Below are 17,244 nucleotides of genomic sequence, written 5' to 3' on the forward strand. Positions count from 1 at the left end.
GGATCCGGTCGCCCGCCTCGTCCGTGGGCAGCGCGGCGACGCCGGCGAACGCGCCGGTCAGCCGGTCCAGTCCGTCGTCGAGGACCTCGGCCCGCCGCTCCACCAGACCGTCGGTGTAGAGCAGCAGATCACCGCCCGAGCGTGGGGCTCGCGAACCTGAACGTGGAACTCGCGTACCCGAGCGTGGGACTCGCCCGCTGGAACGTGGGACTCGCGAACCTGAGCGGGGGACTCGCGGCTGGTTACGGGAACGGCAGCGGCTGCGCGCCCCGCGCGGTGAGCATGTCCCGCATCACCGTCATCTCCGCGCCCTGCGACGTCAGGATGCTCTGCGTCAGCGCCTTCACCGCCGGCACGGTCGTGTGATCGTGCGCGTACTGCGCCATCTCCGTACCACCCTGGTGGTGCCGCAGCATCAACTGCAGGAAATAGACGTCCAGCTCGGTCCCGGACCGCGACCGCAGCTTCGCCAGCTCGTCGTTGGTCGCCATGCCGGGCATCGGCGCCCCGGCCGCCGCGGCTGACGACGGCGGCGCCATCGCCATGTGGCCGTGCCCCGCGTCGGAGGTCATCCACGTCATGTACTCGCCGGTGGCCTGCTCCGGCTGACCCCACAGCATCAGCCAGCCCTTCATCCGGCCGACCTGCTCCCGCTGCGTGGACTCGATGTCGAAAGCCAGCTGCTCCAGCTGCGGATCGCTGGTGTGGCCCCGCTCCCAGCTCGCCATCGTCACGGCCTGCAGGTGGTGCACCGACATGTCCTGCGCGAACCCGACCTCGACCGAGCCCGCGCCGGGCGTGGCGGCGGACTCCGGCCGCAGCGCGGTCTGCGTCAGGAACATCCCGAGCACCACGCCGACCAGCAGCACCACGATCACCGACGCGCCGATGACGACCGGCCGGGATCCCGGCCGGTCCGCCACCGGAGCTTCGTCGTCCGCCATCAGGATCAGGACGTCGGGGCGGAGCTGGGCATCCCGGTGTCCTGCTGCGTGCCGGCCGAGCCCTGGTAGTCCATCGGCTTCGCGTCCGGGCCGGGCGGCGTCGGGTCGAACGGCGGCGGGTTGTCCGGGTCGAAGGCGCCCGCGCCCAGCGCGTCGCACGAGGCGCCGACCTCCGGGTAGGTGTTCTGGTTGGTCCGCAGCGCGGTGATGAACTGGTCGATCCGCTCGTCGGTGGCCGAGTCGAGCTTCAGCTGGTGACCCCACGACTGCAGCGAGATCGGCTTGTCCAGCCCGGGGTAGGGCGACATCATCGTGTACGGCTTGCCCTCGACCTTGGACTTGAGCGTGTTCAGCGCGTCACCGGTCACCTGGTCGGGGTTGTAGGCGATCCACACCGCACCGTGCTCGAGCGAGTGCACCATGTTCTCGGTGCGCACCGCGACCGGGTACACCACGCCGTTGCACGCCGCCCAGTAGCCGTCGTGCGGACCGCCGTAGGGCGGTGAGTGGTCGTAGGCCACCCGTTCGGTCGGCAGGACGTGCACGCTGGCCTGGTACTGGCCGGTGACGATGCCCGGGATGCTCAGCGACGGGTCCGGCTTGTCCGCCGTGGGCGCCCAGCTGGCCAGCGCGCGCTTGGGCGCCGACTGGACCAGGTAGTACCCGACCACCACGGCGGCGAGCGCGACCACCGCGACCACCGAGATGATCGTGCCCCAGGGCACACCCTTCTTGGACACCACCGAGCCGCGGGCCGCCTTCACGCTGCCCTTCTTCGGTGCGCCCTTCTTCTTCGTGCCGCTGGCCATGGCTCCCGCGTCTCCCGTCAAGTGGATATACCCGGGTAGAGTTTAGGGACCCCGTGTTCGGTCCCTGTCAACGGCCGAGGTCGTGGCCCTTACACTCGGCTGGTGACTCCCGAGGCCCTAGCTGACCTGGTCCGTACGTCCGCCGCGCAGGTGCTCACCGCCCGTGGCGCCGACCCCGCCGTGCTGCCCGCCACGGTGACCGTCGAGCGCCCGCGCAACCCGGAACACGGAGACTACGCCACCAACCTCGCGCTGCAGGTGGCGAAGAAGGCCGGCCTGGCCCCGCGCGACTTCGCCCAGGAGCTGGCCGACGCGCTCGCCGCCACCGACGGCATCGACTCCGCCGAGATCGCCGGCCCCGGGTTCGTGAACCTCCGGCTGGCCGCCGACGCCCAGGGCGAGCAGATCCGCCAGGTCCTCACCCTCGGCGACGCCTACGGCCGCGGCACCGCCCTGGCCGGCCGCAAGATCAACCTGGAGTTCGTCTCGGCCAACCCGACCGGCCCGGTCCACCTGGGCGGCACGCGCTGGGCCGCGGTGGGCGACGCGCTCGGCCGCGTCCTGCAGGCGCAGGGCGCCGAGGTCACGCGCGAGTACTACTTCAACGACGCCGGCGCGCAGATCGACCGGTTCGTCCGGTCGCTGATCGCCGCCGCGAAGGGCGAGCCCGCGCCGGAGGACGGCTACGCGGGCGCCTACATCAGCGACATCGCCGCCGAGGTGCTGCGCCAGGAGCCCAGCGCGCTGTCGCTGCCCGAGACCGAGCGCCACGAGACCTTCCGCCGCGTGGGCGTCGAGCTGATGTTCGGCGAGATCAAGAAGAGCCTGCACGAGTTCGGCACGGACTTCGACGTCTACTTCCACGAGGACTCGCTCCACCAGTCCGGCGCGGTGGAGAAGGCGGTCGAGGGCCTGAAGGAGAACGGCCGCCTCTACCACGCCGACGGCGCCTGGTGGCTGCGCTCCACCGAGTTCGGCGACGACAAGGACCGCGTGGTCATCAAGAGCGACGGCGCGCCCGCCTACATCGCCGGTGACATCGCCTACCTGCAGGACAAGATCGGCCGCGGCTTCGACCTGTGCATCTACATGCTCGGCGCGGACCACCACGGCTACATAGCCCGGCTCAAGGCCGCCGCGTCCGCGATGGGCCACGACCCGGCCGTCGTCGAGGTGCTGATCGGCCAGCTGGTGAACCTGGTCAGCGAGGGCAAGCCGGTCCGGATGAGCAAGCGCGCCGGCACGGTGATCACCATGGAGGACCTGGTCGAGGCCGTGGGCGTGGACGCCGCCCGCTACGAGCTGACCCGCTACTCGGTCGACTCCAGCATCGACGTCGACCTCGACCTGCTGCGCAAGAGCAGCGACGAGAACCCGGTGTACTACGTGCAGTACGCGCACGCCCGGCTCGCCTCGCTCCAGCGCCACGCCGCCGACCTCGGACTGAAGTTCGACAACGACGCAGACTTCGGGCTGCTCACCCTCGACCGCGAGGGTGACCTCATCCGCACGATCGGGGAGTTCCCGACGGTCGTGCAGCGCGCCGCCGAGCTGCGTGAACCGCACCGCGTGGCGCGCTACCTGGAAAGCCTCGCCGGCGCGTTCCACAAGTTCTACGCCGTCGCGCAGGTCCTGCCCAAGGGCGACGAGGAGGCCACCCCGCTCACCTACGCCCGGCTCGCTCTGTGCGAGGCGGCGCGCCAGGTGTTCGCCAACGGCCTCGCCCTGCTCGGTGTCTCAGCTCCGGAACGGATGTAACCCCTCATGGCTCACCCCGCCGGCCCGCGGCACGCGGAGGTCTACCCGCACGCCGACAACTCCGGTTTCCCCCCGTCCAGTTCCGCCGAGCTCGACCGGCTCTACCCGAAGGTCTGGCCGCGCAACGCCTACCGCGCCCCGGACGGCGTCGTGCGCATCGCCGGCGTCGACGTGCGCGAGCTGGCCGAGACCTACGGCACGCCGCTGTTCGTCGTCGACGAGGCCGATTTCAAGTCGCGCTGCGCCGAGTACGCCGAGGCGTTCGACGACCCGTCGCTGGTGCACTACGCGGCCAAGGCGTTCCTGTGCACCGAGGTGGCCCGCTGGGTCGCCGCGCAGGGCCTGAGCCTGGACGTGGCCAGCGCCAGCGAGCTGGCCGTCGCGCTGCGCGCCGGGTTCCCGGCCGAGCGGATCACCTTCCACGGCAACAACAAGTCGGTCGCCGAGCTGGAGACCGCGGTCGGCGCGGGCGTCGGCACGGTCGTGCTGGATTCCTACTACGAGATCGCGCGGCTGGCCGACGTCGCCGCGCGGCTCGACGTCGAGCAGAAGGTGCTGATCCGCGTCACGGTCGGTGTCGAGGCGCACACGCACGAGTTCATCGCGACCGCCCACGAGGACCAGAAGTTCGGCTTCTCGCTGGCCGCGGGCGACGCCGCGGAGGCGGTGCGCCGGGTGCTCAACGCGCCGTCGCTGCGCCTGGTCGGGCTGCACAGCCACATCGGGTCGCAGATCTTCGACGCGGACGGCTTCGAGGTCGCCGCGCGCCGCGTCATCGGGCTGATGGCCGAGCTGGTCAAGGAGCACGGCGAGCAGCTGCTGGAGCAGCTGTCGCTGGTGGACCTCGGCGGCGGTTTCGGCATCGCCTACACCGACAAGGACAACCCGCCGCCGCCGGCGCAGATGATCACGCAGATCCGCGAGATCGTCCGCAAGGAGTGCGAGTTCGCCGGGCTGCCGGTGCCGCGCATCGCGGGCGAGCCGGGCCGCGCCATCGCCGGTCCGGGCACCGTCACGCTGTACGAGGTGGGCACCATCAAGGACGTGTCGCTGGGGGACAACGAGTCCCGGCGCTACGTCAGCGTGGACGGCGGCATGAGCGACAACATCCGCACGCCGCTCTACGACGCGGTGTACGACGTCCGGCTGGTGTCGCGCGCGAGCGACGACGGGGCCACCGACCAGGTCGGCGCGGCGCTGAGCCGCGTCGTGGGCAAGCACTGCGAGTCCGGCGACATCGTCGTGCGGGACTGCTGGCTGCCCGACACCCTCGCCCCGGGCGACCTGCTCGCCGTCGCCGCGACGGGCGCCTACTGCTACTCCATGGCCAGCAACTACAACCGGCAGCCGCGCCCGGCGGTCGTCGCGGTCCGCAACGGCAGCGCGCGGCTGCTGCTGCGCCGCGAGACGATCGACGACATGCTGCAGCTGGAGGTGTCGTGACTGAAATGTCCACTGTAGACGGCAAGACGGTGCGCGTGGCGCTGCTCGGCTGCGGCACGGTCGGCACCGAGGTCGCGCGCCTGCTCACCGAGCACGCCGACGAGCTGGCCGCCCGCGCCGGGGCTCCGGTCGAGCTGGCCGGCATCGCGGTGCGCCGCCCGGACAAGCACCCCGAGCTGCCGCAGCACCTGCTGACCAACGACGCCGCCGCGCTGGTGGAGTCCGATGTGGACGTCGTGGTCGAGCTGATCGGCGGCATCGACCCGGTGCGCGAATGGCTGCTCACCGCGCTGCGCAAGGGGAAGTCGGTCGTCACCGCGAACAAGGCGCTGCTGGCCGAGTACTCCGCGGAGCTGTTCGAGGCGGCCGACGCCAGCGGCGCCGACCTCTACTTCGAGGCCGCGGTGGCCGGGGCGATCCCGCTGCTGCGCCCGCTGCGCGAGTCGCTGGCCGGTGACCGCATCACCAAGGTGATGGGCATCGTCAACGGCACCACCAACTTCATCCTGTCCGCGATGGACTCCACGGGCGCCGGTTACGCCGAGACCCTGGACGAGGCCAGCCGCCTCGGCTACGCGGAGGCGGACCCGACCGCGGACGTGGACGGCTACGACGCCGCGTCCAAGGCGGCCATCCTCGCCTCGCTGGCCTTCCACACCCGCGTCACCGCGTCCGACGTGCACCGCGAGGGCATCTCGAACGTGTCGGCCTCCGACATCGCGGCGGCGAAGGCACTGGGCCGCACGGTGAAGCTGCTCTCGATCTGCGAACGCGTCGAGGGCGAGGACGGCACCGAGTCGGTGTCGGCGCGCGTGCACCCGGTGATGATCCCGCGCACCCACCCGCTGGCGAACGTGGGCGGCGCGTTCAACGCGGTGTTCGTCGAGGCCGACGCGGCGGGCAGCCTGATGTTCTACGGCCAGGGTGCCGGTGGCGCGCCGACGGCCAGCGCGGTGCTCGGCGACCTGGTCGCGGTGGCCCGCAACCGGGTGGTCGGCGGCCGCGGCCCGCGCGAGTCGGCGCACGCCCAGCTGCCGGTGCGGCCGATGGGCCAGACCCCGACGCGCTACCACGTCAGCCTCGACGTCGCCGACAAGCCGGGTGTCCTCGCCCAGGTCGCGCAGGTGTTCGCGGCGCACGAGGTGAGCATCGCCGCGGTCCGGCAGCGTGACCGGCACGACACGGCCAGCCTGGTCATCGTGACGCACCTCGCACCGGACGCGGCGCTGGAGGCGACCGTCGAGGCCATCGGGAAAATGGACGTCGTCAACGAGGTCGTGAGCGTGATGCGGGTGGAAGGCGAGGATTCATGACTGCGAAGGCCGGCTGGCCCGGGATCATCGAGGCGTACGCCGACCGGGTACCGGTGCCGGCCGGGGCGGAGGTCATCACCCTCGGCGAGGGCAACACGCCGCTGATGCCCGCCCCGCACCTGTCCGAGCTGACCGGCTCGACGGTCTACCTCAAGGTCGAGGGCGCCAACCCCACCGGGTCGTTCAAGGACCGCGGCATGACGGTGGCGATCACCCACGCCAAGGCCAGCGGCCTGCAGGCGGTCATCTGCGCCTCCACCGGCAACACCTCGGCCTCGGCCGCGGCCTACGCCGCGCGCGCCGGCCTGACCTGCGCGGTCCTCATCCCGCAGGGCAAGATCGCGATGGGCAAGCTCGCGCAGGCCATCCTGCACGGCGCCCGCATCCTGCAGATCGACGGCAACTTCGACGACTGCCTGGAGCTGGCCCGCAAGACCGCGATCGACCACCCGGTCACGCTGGTCAACTCGGTCAACCCGGTGCGGCTGATCGGTCAGAAGACCGCCGCCTGGGAGATCTGCGACGTGCTCGGCGAGGCGCCGGACATCCACTGCCTGCCGGTGGGCAACGCGGGCAACATCACCGCCTACTGGGCCGGGTACTCCGAGTACGCCGCCGACGGTGTGGTGAAGAACACCCCGCGCATGTTCGGGTTCCAGGCGGCCGGCGCCGCGCCGCTGGTCAAGGGTGAGCCGGTGCCCGAGCCGGAGACCATCGCGACCGCGATCCGCGTCGGCAGCCCGGCCTCGTGGGAGGGCGCGGTCAAGGCGAAGAACGCCTCCGGCGGCCTGTTCGAGGCGGTGACCGACGAGCAGATCCTCGCCGCGTACCGGCTGCTGGCCAGCAAGGAGGGCGTGTTCGTCGAGCCGGCGTCGGCGACCAGCGTCGCGGGCCTGCTCGCCACCGCCGCCGACGGCCGTCTGCCGAAGGGGTCGACCGTGGTGTGCACCGTCACCGGCCACGGCCTCAAGGACCCGGGCACCGCGCTGGAGGGCAACGTCGAGGTCGAGCCGCTGGCGGTGGACCCGCGGGCGGTGGCCGCCGCGCTGGAGCTGACGTGACCGCGTTGAAGGTGACCGTCCCGGCGTCGAGCGCGAACCTCGGCCCGGGCTTCGACGCGCTCGGGCCCGCGCTCGCGCTGCACGACGTCGTCGAGGTGCAGGTCACCGACGCCGGTCTCAAGGTCGAGGTGTTCGACGCCGGGGCCGGGGGGGTCGAGGACGTGCCGACCGACGAGACGCACCTGGTGGTGCGGGCGCTGCGGCGCGCGTGCGAGCACCTCGGCGTCACGCCGCCGGGGCTGCATCTGCGGTGCTTCAACAAGATTCCGCACGCGCGCGGGCTCGGGTCGTCGGCCGCGGCGGTGGTCTCCGGGATCGCCGCCGGGTACGCCCTGGCGGGCCGGTCCCTGGACGGCGACGCGGTCCAGCTGGCCGCCGAGTTCGAGGGGCACGCGGACAACGCCGCCGCCAGCCTGCTGGGTGGTTTCGTCCTGGCGTGGTGTGAGAAGGGCCGCTTCCACGCCGAACGGCTGACGCCGCACCCGTCGATCCGTCCGGTCGTGGCCGTGCCGTCGGTGAAGTCGTCGACCGAGGCGACGCGCGGGCTGCTGCCGGCGCAGGTGCCGCACCCCGACGCCGCGTTCTCCGCCGGCCGCGCGGCGCTGGCGGTGCACGCCCTGACCAGCGACCCGTCGCTGCTGCTGCCGGCCACCGAGGACCGCCTGCACCAGGACTACCGCGCCCCCGCCTACCCGGCGACCGGGCGCCTGGTGCGCGAGCTGCGGGCCGCCGGGGTCGCGGCGACGGTGTCCGGCGCCGGCCCGACCGTGCTGGCGCTCACGGTCGACGGAATAATTCCGGCCGCCGTGGACGTTGCAGGGTTCGAAGTCATCGAGCTGCCGGTCGACCAGACCGGGGTTCAGGTCACGGGCCGGTAGATTCCGTGCGGAGATTCGCGGCACGCCGGGGGGTGGTTGTTGCACCTCGTGCCCGGTCGGTCTACCCTCGGGGGCGTTCGATCACCGCGCGCAATCCGCACCCGGTGTCGGTCCCGGGGGTTCCATCCCGGATCGTATTCTCTCGTTGAGTCGATAATTCCGCATAGCTGGTGCAGGGATTGACCTAGGCGGGTTTCCGGTAGCTACGGTGACACGAATTCGGCGCGTTCCACCAGGAACACGCGAGAACCCCGTGTGGCGGCCCGGCCGCTGTGACCCGCGTGTCCCGGCCGGGGAAGCCACACCGGGCAGGAGCAGACCGTTCCGCGATCGGACGCGGGCGGTAGTCCGCTGATCCACCTGGAGGCGTGGATCGGTCAGGAAGGACATGTGTGAGCAACACCGATCTTTTGAGCGGCGACGTGGCGGCCGCCGCGACGAACGCTGAGCCAGGGGAGAGCAACGGCACCGCCGCGCCGAAGCGCCGCAGTGGCGGCCTGTCCGGCATGGTGATCGCCGACCTGCGGGAACTCGCCACCCAGCTGGGCATCGGCGACACCAAGGGGATGCGCAAGGGCGACCTGATCGCCGCGATCCGCGAGCGCCAGGGCAAGGCCCCGCGCAAGCGCGCCGCCGACGAGACCCTGCCCCTTGACGGCATCGCCGCGAAGGTGGAGGCTCCTGCCCAGGCCGAGTCTGCCCAGACCGAGTCTGCGCAGACCAAGCCCGCCGAGAAGGCGCCCCGGCAGGCCGAGGCGCAGGCCGAGAAGCCCGCTCCGGTGGTGGAGAAGGCCGACAAGCCCGCTCCGGCCGACAAGCCCGGGAACGGCGCCGAGGCGCCCCAGCAGGCCGAGGACGGCCCGCGGCGCGAGGGCGGCGCCCGCCGTCGCCGTGGCGCGAACCGCGCCGCAGGCAGCCCGGACAACCGCGGCGGCAACGACAACCGCGGCGGCAACGACCAGCGCGAGCAGCGCGGCGGCAACGACCAGCAGCGCGGTGGCGACCAGTCCCAGCAGGGCGGTGGCGACCAGCGCAGGCAGAACAACCGGGACTCCGGCTCCGGTGGCGGCCAGTCCAAGCAGAACGCGGGCGGCGGCCAGAACTCCGGTGGCGGCCAGAACAACGCGGACGACGACGAGGGCGGCCGTCGCGGCCGCCGGTTCCGGGACCGCCGCCGCCGCGGTGGCAACCGGGGTGAGGGCGGCGCGGACACCGAGATCCGCGAGGACGACGTGCTGCTGCCGGTCGCCGGCATCCTCGACGTCCTGGACAACTACGCGTTCGTGCGCACCTCGGGCTACCTGCCCGGGCCGAACGACGTGTACGTGTCGCTGTCGCTGGTCCGCAAGCACGGCCTGCGCCGCGGTGACGCCATCACCGGTGTGGTCAAGCAGCCGCGCGAGGGCGAGCAGCAGCGCCAGAAGTTCAACCCGCTGGTGCGCGTCGACAGCGTCAACGGCCTGGACCCGGAGGAGGCCAAGCGCCGCCCCGAGTTCACCAAGCTGACCCCGCTCTACCCCAACGAGCGGCTGCGCCTGGAGACCGAACCGCACAAGCTGACCACCCGCGTGATCGACCTGGTCATGCCGGTCGGCAAGGGGCAGCGCGCCCTGATCGTGTCGCCGCCGAAGGCGGGCAAGACCACGATCATGCAGGACATCGCGAACGCGATCACCACGAACAACCCCGAGTGCCACCTGATGGTCGTCCTCGTCGACGAGCGTCCGGAAGAGGTCACCGACATGCAGCGGTCGGTGAAGGGCGAGGTCATCGCCTCGACCTTCGACCGCCCGCCGTCGGACCACACCTCGGTGGCCGAGCTGTCCATCGAGCGCGCCAAGCGCCTGGTGGAGATGGGCATGGACGTGGTGGTCCTGCTCGACTCGATCACCCGTCTGGGCCGCGCCTACAACCTGGCGGCCCCGGCGTCCGGCCGGATCCTCTCCGGTGGTGTCGACTCGACCGCGTTGTTCCCGCCGAAGCGCTTCCTCGGCGCGGCGCGCAACATCGAGAACGGCGGCTCGCTGACGATCTTCGCCACGGCGATGGTCGAGACCGGGTCCACCGGTGACACGGTGATCTTCGAGGAATTCAAGGGCACCGGCAACGCCGAGCTCAAGCTCGACCGCAAGATCGCCGAGCGGCGCGTCTTCCCGGCGGTGGACGTCAACCCGTCCGGCACCCGCAAGGAGGAGCTGCTGCTCTCGCCGGACGAGCTGGCGGTCACGCACAAGCTGCACCGGGTCCTGCACGCGCTGGACTCGCAGCAGGCCATCGACCTGCTGCTGTCCCGCCTGCGCAAGACCAAGACCAACATCGAGTTCCTGATGCAGGTCAGCAAGACGGCTCTGGCGTCCGACGACGACTAGTCGTTCGTAGCCGGCGAAACGGCCACCCTCCCCGCCGGGAAGGGTGGCCGTTTTCGCGTCGTCCTAGCGGTGCGGGACCGCCGCCGGGGTCCAGCCGCGGTAGTTGCTGTAGTAGCTGTAGCCGCCTTGGGCCTTGGTGACGTGCCCGATCTTGCCGCCGACGCTGGTCGCGTAGAAGCCGCCGGCGCCGTCGGAGATGCCGACGTGGCCGTAGGGCGAGGCGATGTTCCAGTAGACGAACGCGCCCAGCGGCGGGTTGCGGTCACCGGCGTGCTTGGGGCTGGCGCCGTTCCAGTGCGCGTTGGCCGAGGCCCACACCCCGGTGGTGCCGTAGGCGTTCTCCACGGCCTTCTCGCAGTAGCCCTGGTAGGCGGTGCTGCCGATGCGGGCCTTGAACCAGGCGACCGCGCCGGACGGGGTGCCGTCACCGGCGGCGAGGATCGAAACGTCGCTGCTGGGGGCTTCGGCGAGGGTGGCGGCCTGGCTCGTGAGCGGGACCACCGTGAGCGCGGCGGCCGCGAGGGCGGCGACGGCGACGGATTTGATGCTGCGGGACATCGGCTCCTCCTCACCCGGCGGGTCCGGGTCTCGGGCGAGAGCCTCCCGCGCGCCCGTACAAAACCCGTACACGTCCCGTACCCGGAATATGCGCCGCCCGGGGGGCGTTGACCTGCATGTCAGCGCGTCTGGCAGAATCAATCCGCTAACGTCCGGCTCCGGTTCACCCCACGTGTCGAAGAACGCCGCGGGGACCCGGCGGCCACCGAGAGAGGACTCCATGAAGAGCGGTATCCACCCCGAGTACGTGCCCACCACGGTCACCTGTGGTTGCGGCAACACCTTCACCACCCGCAGCACCAAGACCTCCGGTGCCATCACGGTCGAAATCTGCTCGAACTGCCACCCCTTCTACACCGGCAAGCAGAAGATCATGGACACCGGCGGCCGGGTGGCGCGCTTCGAGGCGCGCTACGGCAAGCGGGCCGGCAAGAAGGCCGACGCCAAGTAGCTTCACCACCGGCGCCCACTCCCGACCACCGGGGGTGGGCGCCGCTTTTGTGTCACCGGAACGAGAGGAAGGTGCGGTCGTGGATTCGTCCTCCCTGCACGGGCTGCTCGACGAGTACGCCGAGCTGGAGAAGCAGCTGGCGGATCCGGCCGTGCACGCCGACCAGGGCCGGGCGCGCAAACTCGGCCGCCGCTACGCCGAGCTGAGCCCGATCGTCAAGGTCATCAACGAGCTGGACCAGGCCCGGGACGACCTCGGCACGGCGCGCGAGCTGGCCGACGAGGACTCCACGTTCGCCGCCGAGGCCGAGGAGATCGCCGCGCGCATCCCGCAGCTGGAGTCCCGGCTGACGGAGCTGCTGCTGCCGCGCGACCCGTACGACGGCTCGGACGTGCTGATGGAGATCAAGTCCGGTGAGGGCGGCGAGGAGTCCGCCCTGTTCGCCGGCGACCTGCTGCGCATGTACCTGCGCTACGCGGAGCGGCACGGCTGGAAGGCCGAGGTGCTCGACGCGGTGCACTCCGACCTGGGCGGCTACAAGGACGTCACAGTCGCGGTGAAGAGCAAGGGAACGGATGCCGACGGGGTCTGGGCGCGGCTGAAGTTCGAGGGTGGCGTGCACCGCGTGCAGCGCGTCCCGGCGACCGAGTCACAGGGCCGGATCCACACCTCCGCCGCGGGCGTCCTGATCTACCCGGAGCCGGAGGAGGTCGAGGTCGAGATCGACCCGAACGACCTGCGCATCGACGTGTTCCGGTCGTCCGGCCCCGGCGGGCAGAGCGTCAACACCACCGACTCGGCCGTGCGGGTGACCCACCTGCCCACCGGGATCGTCGTGTCCTGCCAGAACGAGAAGTCGCAGATCCAGAACCGCGCCCGCGCCATCCAGGTGCTGCAGGCGCGGCTGCAGGCCATGGCGGAGGAAGAGGCCGCCGCCAAGGCCGCCGACGCCCGCAAGTCGCAGGTCCGCACGGTCGACCGCTCCGAGCGGGTGCGCACCTACAACTTCCCGGAGAACCGGATCTCCGACCACCGGGTGAACTACAAGGCGTACAACCTGGACCAGGTCCTCGACGGCGACCTCGACGCCGTGCTGGACGCGCTGGCCGCCGCCGACCGCGAGGCGCGGCTGGCCTCGGCCGGTCAGTGACGGAACTCCCGGATCCGGGCGAGCCACTCGTCGCGGGCCTCGGCCTGCATCGAGTGGCCGCTCGCGATCTCCACGTACTCGGCCCCGGGGATTCCCTCGGCGAGGTCGCGCTGCACGTCGATCGGCACCAGGACGTCCTGGCGGGTGCCGATGACGCGTGTCGGCACGGTGACGCGGCCCAGCTCGGCGGTGGTGTCCACCGAGGCCACGAGGTCGACCAGCTCCGCCGTGCCATCCGGCACGACCACGCCGGCCACCGCTTCCTCGAGTTCGCGCGGCGTCAGGGCGTTCAGGAACTGCCCGCCGACCCCGGCGAAGGTCACGTACTTCGCCAGCAGCTCCTCGTTCCCGAGGTCGAGCAGCTCGCGCCACACCGCGAGGGCGAGCCGCATCTGGTTGGACGGCCGGGCGAACCCGGCGGTCAGCACCAGCCCGGTCACCCGCTCCGGGTGACGCGTGACGGCGCGCACCGCGACGGCCGTGCCCAGCGAGTAGCCGAGGATCGTGAAGCGCTCCACGCCGGCGTCCACCGCCGTCTGCACCAGGGCATCGGCCAGTCCGTCCAGCGACGGCCGGTCCGCCACCGGGTAGTCCCGGCCGACCACGGTGTGCGTCTGGGCGAGGTCGTCCAGGATGGGCCCGAAGTTCGCGTGGACGCTGCCGCCGGCGCCGTGGGCGAGCAGCAGGCCGGGACCGGATCCGCGGACGACGGGTGCGAAATGTTCGGTCATGCCGCGACGTTAGGTTTTGACATCGGTGTGAAGGTCAACGTCGAGTGAGCGAGGTCGCATGCGGATCGGGGAGCTGGCCGCCCGGACCGGCGTGAGCCAGCGGTTGCTGCGGTACTACGAGGAGCAGGAGCTGCTCTCCACGAAGCGGGACACCAACGGCTACCGGGTCTACGACGACGACGCGGTGATCACGGTGCGGCAGATCCGCGCCCTGCTGGCCGCGGGGTTGTCGACGTGCGTGATCCGGAAGCTGTTGCCGTGCGCGCGGGGGGAGAAGCCGGAGCTGGAGATGTGCCCCGAAGTGGTGAGCACGCTCCGTGAGCAGCTGGACGCCCTGGACGAGCGCATCGACGATCTGCGGCAGACGCGCGGTGCGCTCGCGGCATACGTCCCCACCGCCGGCTGACGGCTGTGGAAAAGTTGGGAGCGTGAAGCGGCAACCGTTGCGACTGGCGATCCTCGAGGCGATGCGCATCCTGGAGGAGGCGGGCGTGGCGTCTCCGCGCGCCGACGCCGAGCTGATCGCCGCCCACGTGCTGGGTGTCGAGCGCGGTCGCCTGCCGCTGGTGCCGCTCGTCGACCCGCCGGTGGTGGAGGCGATCGGCAAGCTGGTCGCCCAGCGCGCGAAGCGGGTGCCGCTGCAGCACCTCACCGGGTGGGCCGGGTTCGCCGGGATCACGCTGGACGTCGGCCCCGGGGTGTTCATCCCGCGGCCGGAGACGGAGCTGCTGGTCGAGTGGGGGTTGCGGCACATCCACGGGCGCGAGTACCCGGTGGTGGTGGACCTGTGCACCGGGTCGGGGGCGCTGGCGCTGGCGATCGCGCACGAGCGGCCGGACGCGGTGGTGTACGCCGTGGACATCGACCCGAACGCGCTGGCGTGGGCGCGGCACAACGCGGACAAGCAGGCGGCGGCGGGGGACACCCCGATCCGCCTGTACTCCGGGGACGTCGGCGACAACACCATCTTCGCGGAGCTGGACGGCCTGGTGGACCTGGTGGTGTGCAACCCGCCGTACGTCCCCCCGGGCGGCGACCTGCCGCCCGAGGTGGTCGACTTCGACCCGCCGCAAGCGGTCTTCGCCCCCGACGGCGGCCTGGCGGTGGTCCGGCAAGCCGTGGCGACCGCCTGCAGGCTCCTCAAGCCCGGCGGCGGACTGGCCATCGAACACGACGACACACACGGCTCGGCCGCCCCGGCGCTGGTGGCGTCGCGGAAGGTGCTGACGGAGGTCCAGGACCACCGCGACCTCGCCGGACGCCCCCGTTTCGTGACAGCACTACGCGGCTGAACCCCAGCGCGGCCCCCTCCTGACTCGGGTCGTCCTCACTGCGCCACGACGGCCGGAGCGTGACCGCCACCCGCAACCGAGCCGTTACACGCTTCGGAATAGTCTTCACCCCATGAGCGCGGTGTACGACTGCAGCCGTCCGGAGACGCGGGCCGAGGGGCTGGCCGCGGCGGCGAGCGCGGTCCGTTCGGGGCGGCTGGTCGTGCTGCCCACGGACACGGTGTACGGCATCGGGGCGGACGCGTTCGACTCGGCCGCCGTGCGCGCGCTGCTGCGGGCGAAGAACCGCGGTCCCGACCTGCCCGTCGGCGTCCTGGTCGGTTCCTGGTCCACAATAGACGGTCTGGTCCTCGGGGTGCCGCCGCAGGCACGCGCCCTCATCGAGGCATTCTGGCCCGGTGATCTGTCCATTGTGCTCTCGCACGCGCCGAGCCTGCGCTGGGACCTGGGCACCACCCGCGGCACCGTCATGCTGCGGATGCCGCTGCACCCGGTCGCGCTGGAGCTGCTGCGAGAGGTCGGCCCGATGGCCGTCTCCAGCGCCAACGTCGCCGGACGGCCCCCGGCCGCCGACGCGGACGAGGCGCGGGACCAGCTCGGCGAGTCCGTCTCGGTCTACCTCGACGCCGGGCCCAGCCGGGAGGCGCTGCCCTCGTCCGTCGTCGACCTGACCGGGGACGAGCCCGTCCTGCTGCGGGCCGGCGCAGTGAGCGCCGAAGCGGTGAGCGAGGTGCTCGGCGCACCGGTGAAGACCGCGGCCTGATGACCCCCGTAACCACCGCCGGCCTCCCGATCCGGGAGTACATCCTCGTCGGCCTGATCGCCGCGACCCTGACGTTCCTGCTCACCGGCGTCATCCGGCGCCTGGCGATCCGCCTCGGCGCGATCGCCAACCCGCGCGCCCGCGACGTGCACGTCATCCCGATCCCGCGGATGGGTGGCGTCGGCATGTACCTGGGCGTCGTCGGCGGCATGGCGATGGCCCACCAGCTGCCGGTGCTGCGCCGCGCGTTCGACTTCTCCCTCGACCCGGTCGGCGTTCTGATCGGCGGCGGCGTCATCGTGCTCATCGGCGCGCTGGACGACCGCTTCGAGATCGACGCCTGGACCAAGCTCGCCGGCCAGGTCATGTGCGCCGGCATCCTGGTCATCTTCGGCGTGCAGTGGAACGTCTTCTGGGTGCCCTGGGGCGGCAACGGCGACGCGCTCGGCTCGGTCGTCACCCTGGACAACAACCAGGGCGGGCTGCTGATGGTGCTGCTCGTGGTGGTGCTGGTCAACGCGCTGAACTTCGTCGACGGGCTGGACGGCCTGGTCGACGAGCTGGGCTTCATCGCCGCGGCCGCGACCTGCGCGTTCTCGCTCGGCCTGCTCAACTCGCAGGGCGGCGACGTCGGCGTCTACCCGCCCGCGCTGATCGCCGCCACGCTGGCCGGCGCGTGCCTGGGCTTCCTGCCGCACAACTTCCAGCCCGCGAAGATCTTCATGGGCGACTCCGGCTCGATGATGATCGGCCTGATGCTGGCCGGCGCCACCACCTCGGCCTCCGGGAAGATCAACTACACCCGGTTCGGCGGCTCCGACGCGCTGGCGCTGCTGTCGCCGCTGCTGGTCGTCGTCGCGGTGCTGTTCCTGCCGGTCCTCGACCTGCTGATGGCCGTCATCCGGCGCACCCGGCGCGGCGAGAGCCCGTTCGCGGCGGACAAGATGCACCTGCACCACCGCCTGCTGGAGATCGGCCACTCGCAGCGCCGCGCGGTGCTGCTGATCTACCTGTGGGCGGGCCTGCTCGGCTTCGGCGCGGTCTCGGTGACGCTGTTCGACACGACGGCGGTACTCTGGATTGTCGGCGCGGGCCTCGTCCTCGCCGCGATCGTGTCCGTCATTCCGCGCCTGAGGTCGCGGAACCAGGGAGTGTCATGACCGACAAGACCGAGAACCCGCACGCGCAGTCGGTGCTCAAGCTGGCCGACGCGATGCTGCGCTTCGCGCTGTGGCCGGGGCTGGCCACGGTGGTGATCGGCGTGGTCGTCTCGACGATCCTGTCCGGGGTCCCCGGACTGCTCGGGTCGCTGGTCGGCGGCGCCATCGCGTTCGCGTCGTCCCTGGTCACGCTGTTCATGATGCGCAAGTCGGCCGCGCTGGACCCGTTCATGGTGATGGCGGTGGCGATCGGCGGCTACATCCTCAAGGTGCTGGTCCTGTTCGGCGTCATGACCGCCCTCAAGGGCGTGGACTCCTTCAACCGGTACGCGCTCGCGTTCACCACGCTCGCGGTGATCCTGGTGTGGGCGGCGGCGGAGTTCCTGGCCTTCCGCAAGACCAAGATCCCGACGATCATCCCGGGCTGACCTCCCGCAGGTCAGCGCCGGATTCCGGCGATCACGCGGCGGGTGGGGACTCAATTAGGAGTACGCCCGTACGGTGTCGATTTACCGGCTGGTATCGTCCGGATCGTGGAGGTGGGCTCCGGGCCGCGCTCCCGAT

17 protein-coding genes are annotated in these 17,244 nt (G+C 71.5%); 13 read left to right on the forward strand and 4 right to left on the reverse strand.

Translation table 11 applies throughout. The features are described 5' to 3' along the window. Positions 1-242: 242 nt before the first annotated feature. Both D0D28_RS24300 and D0D28_RS24305 read right to left on the reverse strand, forming a co-directional pair. Positions 243-944: a DUF305 domain-containing protein gene (locus D0D28_RS24300; protein WP_116112663.1), complete on the reverse strand. Its 702-nt coding sequence runs from the start codon at positions 942-944 to the stop codon at positions 243-245. 5 nt (positions 945-949) lie between these two features. Then, positions 950-1,753, reverse strand: a complete 804-nt coding sequence (locus D0D28_RS24305) for a DUF3105 domain-containing protein (RefSeq protein WP_162831172.1) — start codon at positions 1,751-1,753, stop codon at positions 950-952. A 102-nt stretch (positions 1,754-1,855) separates the two neighbouring features. Between D0D28_RS24305 and argS the strand changes: the two genes are divergently transcribed. The 6 genes from argS to rho all read left to right on the forward strand — a co-directional run bounded on the left by argS (position 1,856) and on the right by rho (position 10,575). Further along, on the forward strand, positions 1,856-3,511 hold the full coding sequence (gene argS / locus D0D28_RS24310) for an arginine--tRNA ligase (RefSeq protein WP_116112666.1): 1,656 nt from the start codon (positions 1,856-1,858) through the stop codon (positions 3,509-3,511). A 6-nt stretch (positions 3,512-3,517) separates the two neighbouring features. After that, positions 3,518-4,954, forward strand: coding sequence for a diaminopimelate decarboxylase (lysA, locus tag D0D28_RS24315; protein ID WP_116112668.1), 1,437 nt, complete (start codon positions 3,518-3,520; stop codon positions 4,952-4,954). A gap of 5 nt (positions 4,955-4,959) precedes the next feature. Beyond that, positions 4,960-6,267 (forward strand): homoserine dehydrogenase, encoded by a 1,308-nt coding sequence (locus D0D28_RS24320; protein ID WP_116112671.1) that lies wholly within the window; start codon positions 4,960-4,962, stop codon positions 6,265-6,267. After that, positions 6,264-7,328, forward strand: coding sequence for a threonine synthase (gene thrC, locus D0D28_RS24325; protein WP_094006595.1), 1,065 nt, complete (start codon positions 6,264-6,266; stop codon positions 7,326-7,328). Before D0D28_RS24320 ends, thrC begins: the two co-directional genes overlap by 4 nt. Further along, positions 7,325-8,206, forward strand: coding sequence for a homoserine kinase (thrB, locus tag D0D28_RS24330; RefSeq protein ID WP_116112673.1), 882 nt, complete (start codon positions 7,325-7,327; stop codon positions 8,204-8,206). The genes thrC and thrB overlap by 4 nt, the downstream gene beginning before the upstream one ends. 392 nt (positions 8,207-8,598) lie before the next feature. Beyond that, on the forward strand, positions 8,599-10,575 hold the full coding sequence (rho, locus tag D0D28_RS24335) for a transcription termination factor Rho (protein WP_116112676.1): 1,977 nt from the start codon (positions 8,599-8,601) through the stop codon (positions 10,573-10,575). 63 nt (positions 10,576-10,638) lie between these two features. Here the strand turns inward: rho and D0D28_RS24340 are convergent, their stop codons facing one another. Then, on the reverse strand, positions 10,639-11,133 hold the full coding sequence (locus D0D28_RS24340) for a CHAP domain-containing protein (protein ID WP_094006592.1): 495 nt from the start codon (positions 11,131-11,133) through the stop codon (positions 10,639-10,641). 220 nt (positions 11,134-11,353) lie between these two features. Between D0D28_RS24340 and rpmE the strand changes: the two genes are divergently transcribed. Both rpmE and prfA read left to right on the forward strand, forming a co-directional pair. Further along, positions 11,354-11,584 carry a 50S ribosomal protein L31 gene (rpmE, locus tag D0D28_RS24345; RefSeq protein WP_017987296.1) on the forward strand — a complete coding sequence of 77 codons (231 nt, stop codon included), beginning with the start codon at positions 11,354-11,356 and terminating at the stop codon, positions 11,582-11,584. Between the two features lie 79 nt (positions 11,585-11,663). Then, positions 11,664-12,734 carry a peptide chain release factor 1 gene (prfA, locus tag D0D28_RS24350; protein ID WP_116112679.1) on the forward strand — a complete coding sequence of 357 codons (1,071 nt, stop codon included), beginning with the start codon at positions 11,664-11,666 and terminating at the stop codon, positions 12,732-12,734. Here the strand turns inward: prfA and D0D28_RS24355 are convergent. Beyond that, entirely contained in the window at positions 12,728-13,465 is a 738-nt protein-coding gene (locus D0D28_RS24355; RefSeq protein ID WP_116112682.1) for an alpha/beta fold hydrolase, read from the reverse strand. The genes prfA and D0D28_RS24355 overlap by 7 nt on opposite strands. A gap of 58 nt (positions 13,466-13,523) precedes the next feature. Between D0D28_RS24355 and D0D28_RS24360 the strand changes: the two genes are divergently transcribed. The 5 genes from D0D28_RS24360 (at position 13,524) to D0D28_RS24380 (ending at position 17,108) form a co-directional block, all read left to right on the forward strand. Further along, positions 13,524-13,871, forward strand: coding sequence for a MerR family transcriptional regulator (locus tag D0D28_RS24360; RefSeq protein ID WP_116112686.1), 348 nt, complete (start codon positions 13,524-13,526; stop codon positions 13,869-13,871). A gap of 22 nt (positions 13,872-13,893) precedes the next feature. Further along, positions 13,894-14,757: a peptide chain release factor N(5)-glutamine methyltransferase gene (prmC, locus tag D0D28_RS24365; RefSeq protein ID WP_094006588.1), complete on the forward strand. Its 864-nt coding sequence runs from the start codon at positions 13,894-13,896 to the stop codon at positions 14,755-14,757. A 112-nt stretch (positions 14,758-14,869) separates the two neighbouring features. Further along, complete coding sequence (locus D0D28_RS24370) at positions 14,870-15,520, forward strand: L-threonylcarbamoyladenylate synthase (RefSeq protein WP_116112689.1); 651 nt, start codon at positions 14,870-14,872, stop codon at positions 15,518-15,520. Continuing rightward, positions 15,520-16,680 carry a glycosyltransferase family 4 protein gene (locus tag D0D28_RS24375; protein WP_116112692.1) on the forward strand — a complete coding sequence of 387 codons (1,161 nt, stop codon included), beginning with the start codon at positions 15,520-15,522 and terminating at the stop codon, positions 16,678-16,680. The genes D0D28_RS24370 and D0D28_RS24375 overlap by 1 nt, the downstream gene beginning before the upstream one ends. Further along, positions 16,677-17,108, forward strand: coding sequence for a hypothetical protein (locus D0D28_RS24380; RefSeq protein ID WP_116112695.1), 432 nt, complete (start codon positions 16,677-16,679; stop codon positions 17,106-17,108). Before D0D28_RS24375 ends, D0D28_RS24380 begins: the two co-directional genes overlap by 4 nt. The last annotated feature ends 136 nt before the right edge of the window (positions 17,109-17,244 follow it).

This window comes from Amycolatopsis ruanii (assembly GCF_003385175.1).
Taxonomy (GTDB): Bacteria; Actinomycetota; Actinomycetes; order Mycobacteriales; family Pseudonocardiaceae; genus Amycolatopsis_E; species Amycolatopsis_E thermalba.

Bases quoted from the DNA above. Each gene is read 5' to 3' on its own strand.
- D0D28_RS24300 (WP_116112663.1), bottom strand. From the start codon at position 944: ATGGCGGACGACGAAGCTCCGGTGGCGGACCGGCCGGGATCCCGGCCG.
- D0D28_RS24305 (WP_162831172.1), bottom strand. From the start codon at position 1,753: ATGGCCAGCGGCACGAAGAAGAAGGGCGCACCGAAGAAGGGCAGCGTG.
- lysA (WP_116112668.1), top strand. From the start codon at position 3,518: ATGGCTCACCCCGCCGGCCCGCGGCACGCGGAGGTCTACCCGCACGCC.
- D0D28_RS24320 (WP_116112671.1), top strand. From the start codon at position 4,960: ATGTCCACTGTAGACGGCAAGACGGTGCGCGTGGCGCTGCTCGGCTGC.
- thrC (WP_094006595.1), top strand. From the start codon at position 6,264: ATGACTGCGAAGGCCGGCTGGCCCGGGATCATCGAGGCGTACGCCGAC.
- D0D28_RS24340 (WP_094006592.1), bottom strand. From the start codon at position 11,133: ATGTCCCGCAGCATCAAATCCGTCGCCGTCGCCGCCCTCGCGGCCGCC.
- rpmE (WP_017987296.1), top strand. From the start codon at position 11,354: ATGAAGAGCGGTATCCACCCCGAGTACGTGCCCACCACGGTCACCTGT.
- D0D28_RS24355 (WP_116112682.1), bottom strand. From the start codon at position 13,465: ATGACCGAACATTTCGCACCCGTCGTCCGCGGATCCGGTCCCGGCCTG.
- D0D28_RS24360 (WP_116112686.1), top strand. From the start codon at position 13,524: ATGCGGATCGGGGAGCTGGCCGCCCGGACCGGCGTGAGCCAGCGGTTG.
- D0D28_RS24370 (WP_116112689.1), top strand. From the start codon at position 14,870: ATGAGCGCGGTGTACGACTGCAGCCGTCCGGAGACGCGGGCCGAGGGG.
- D0D28_RS24375 (WP_116112692.1), top strand. From the start codon at position 15,520: ATGACCCCCGTAACCACCGCCGGCCTCCCGATCCGGGAGTACATCCTC.
- D0D28_RS24380 (WP_116112695.1), top strand. From the start codon at position 16,677: ATGACCGACAAGACCGAGAACCCGCACGCGCAGTCGGTGCTCAAGCTG.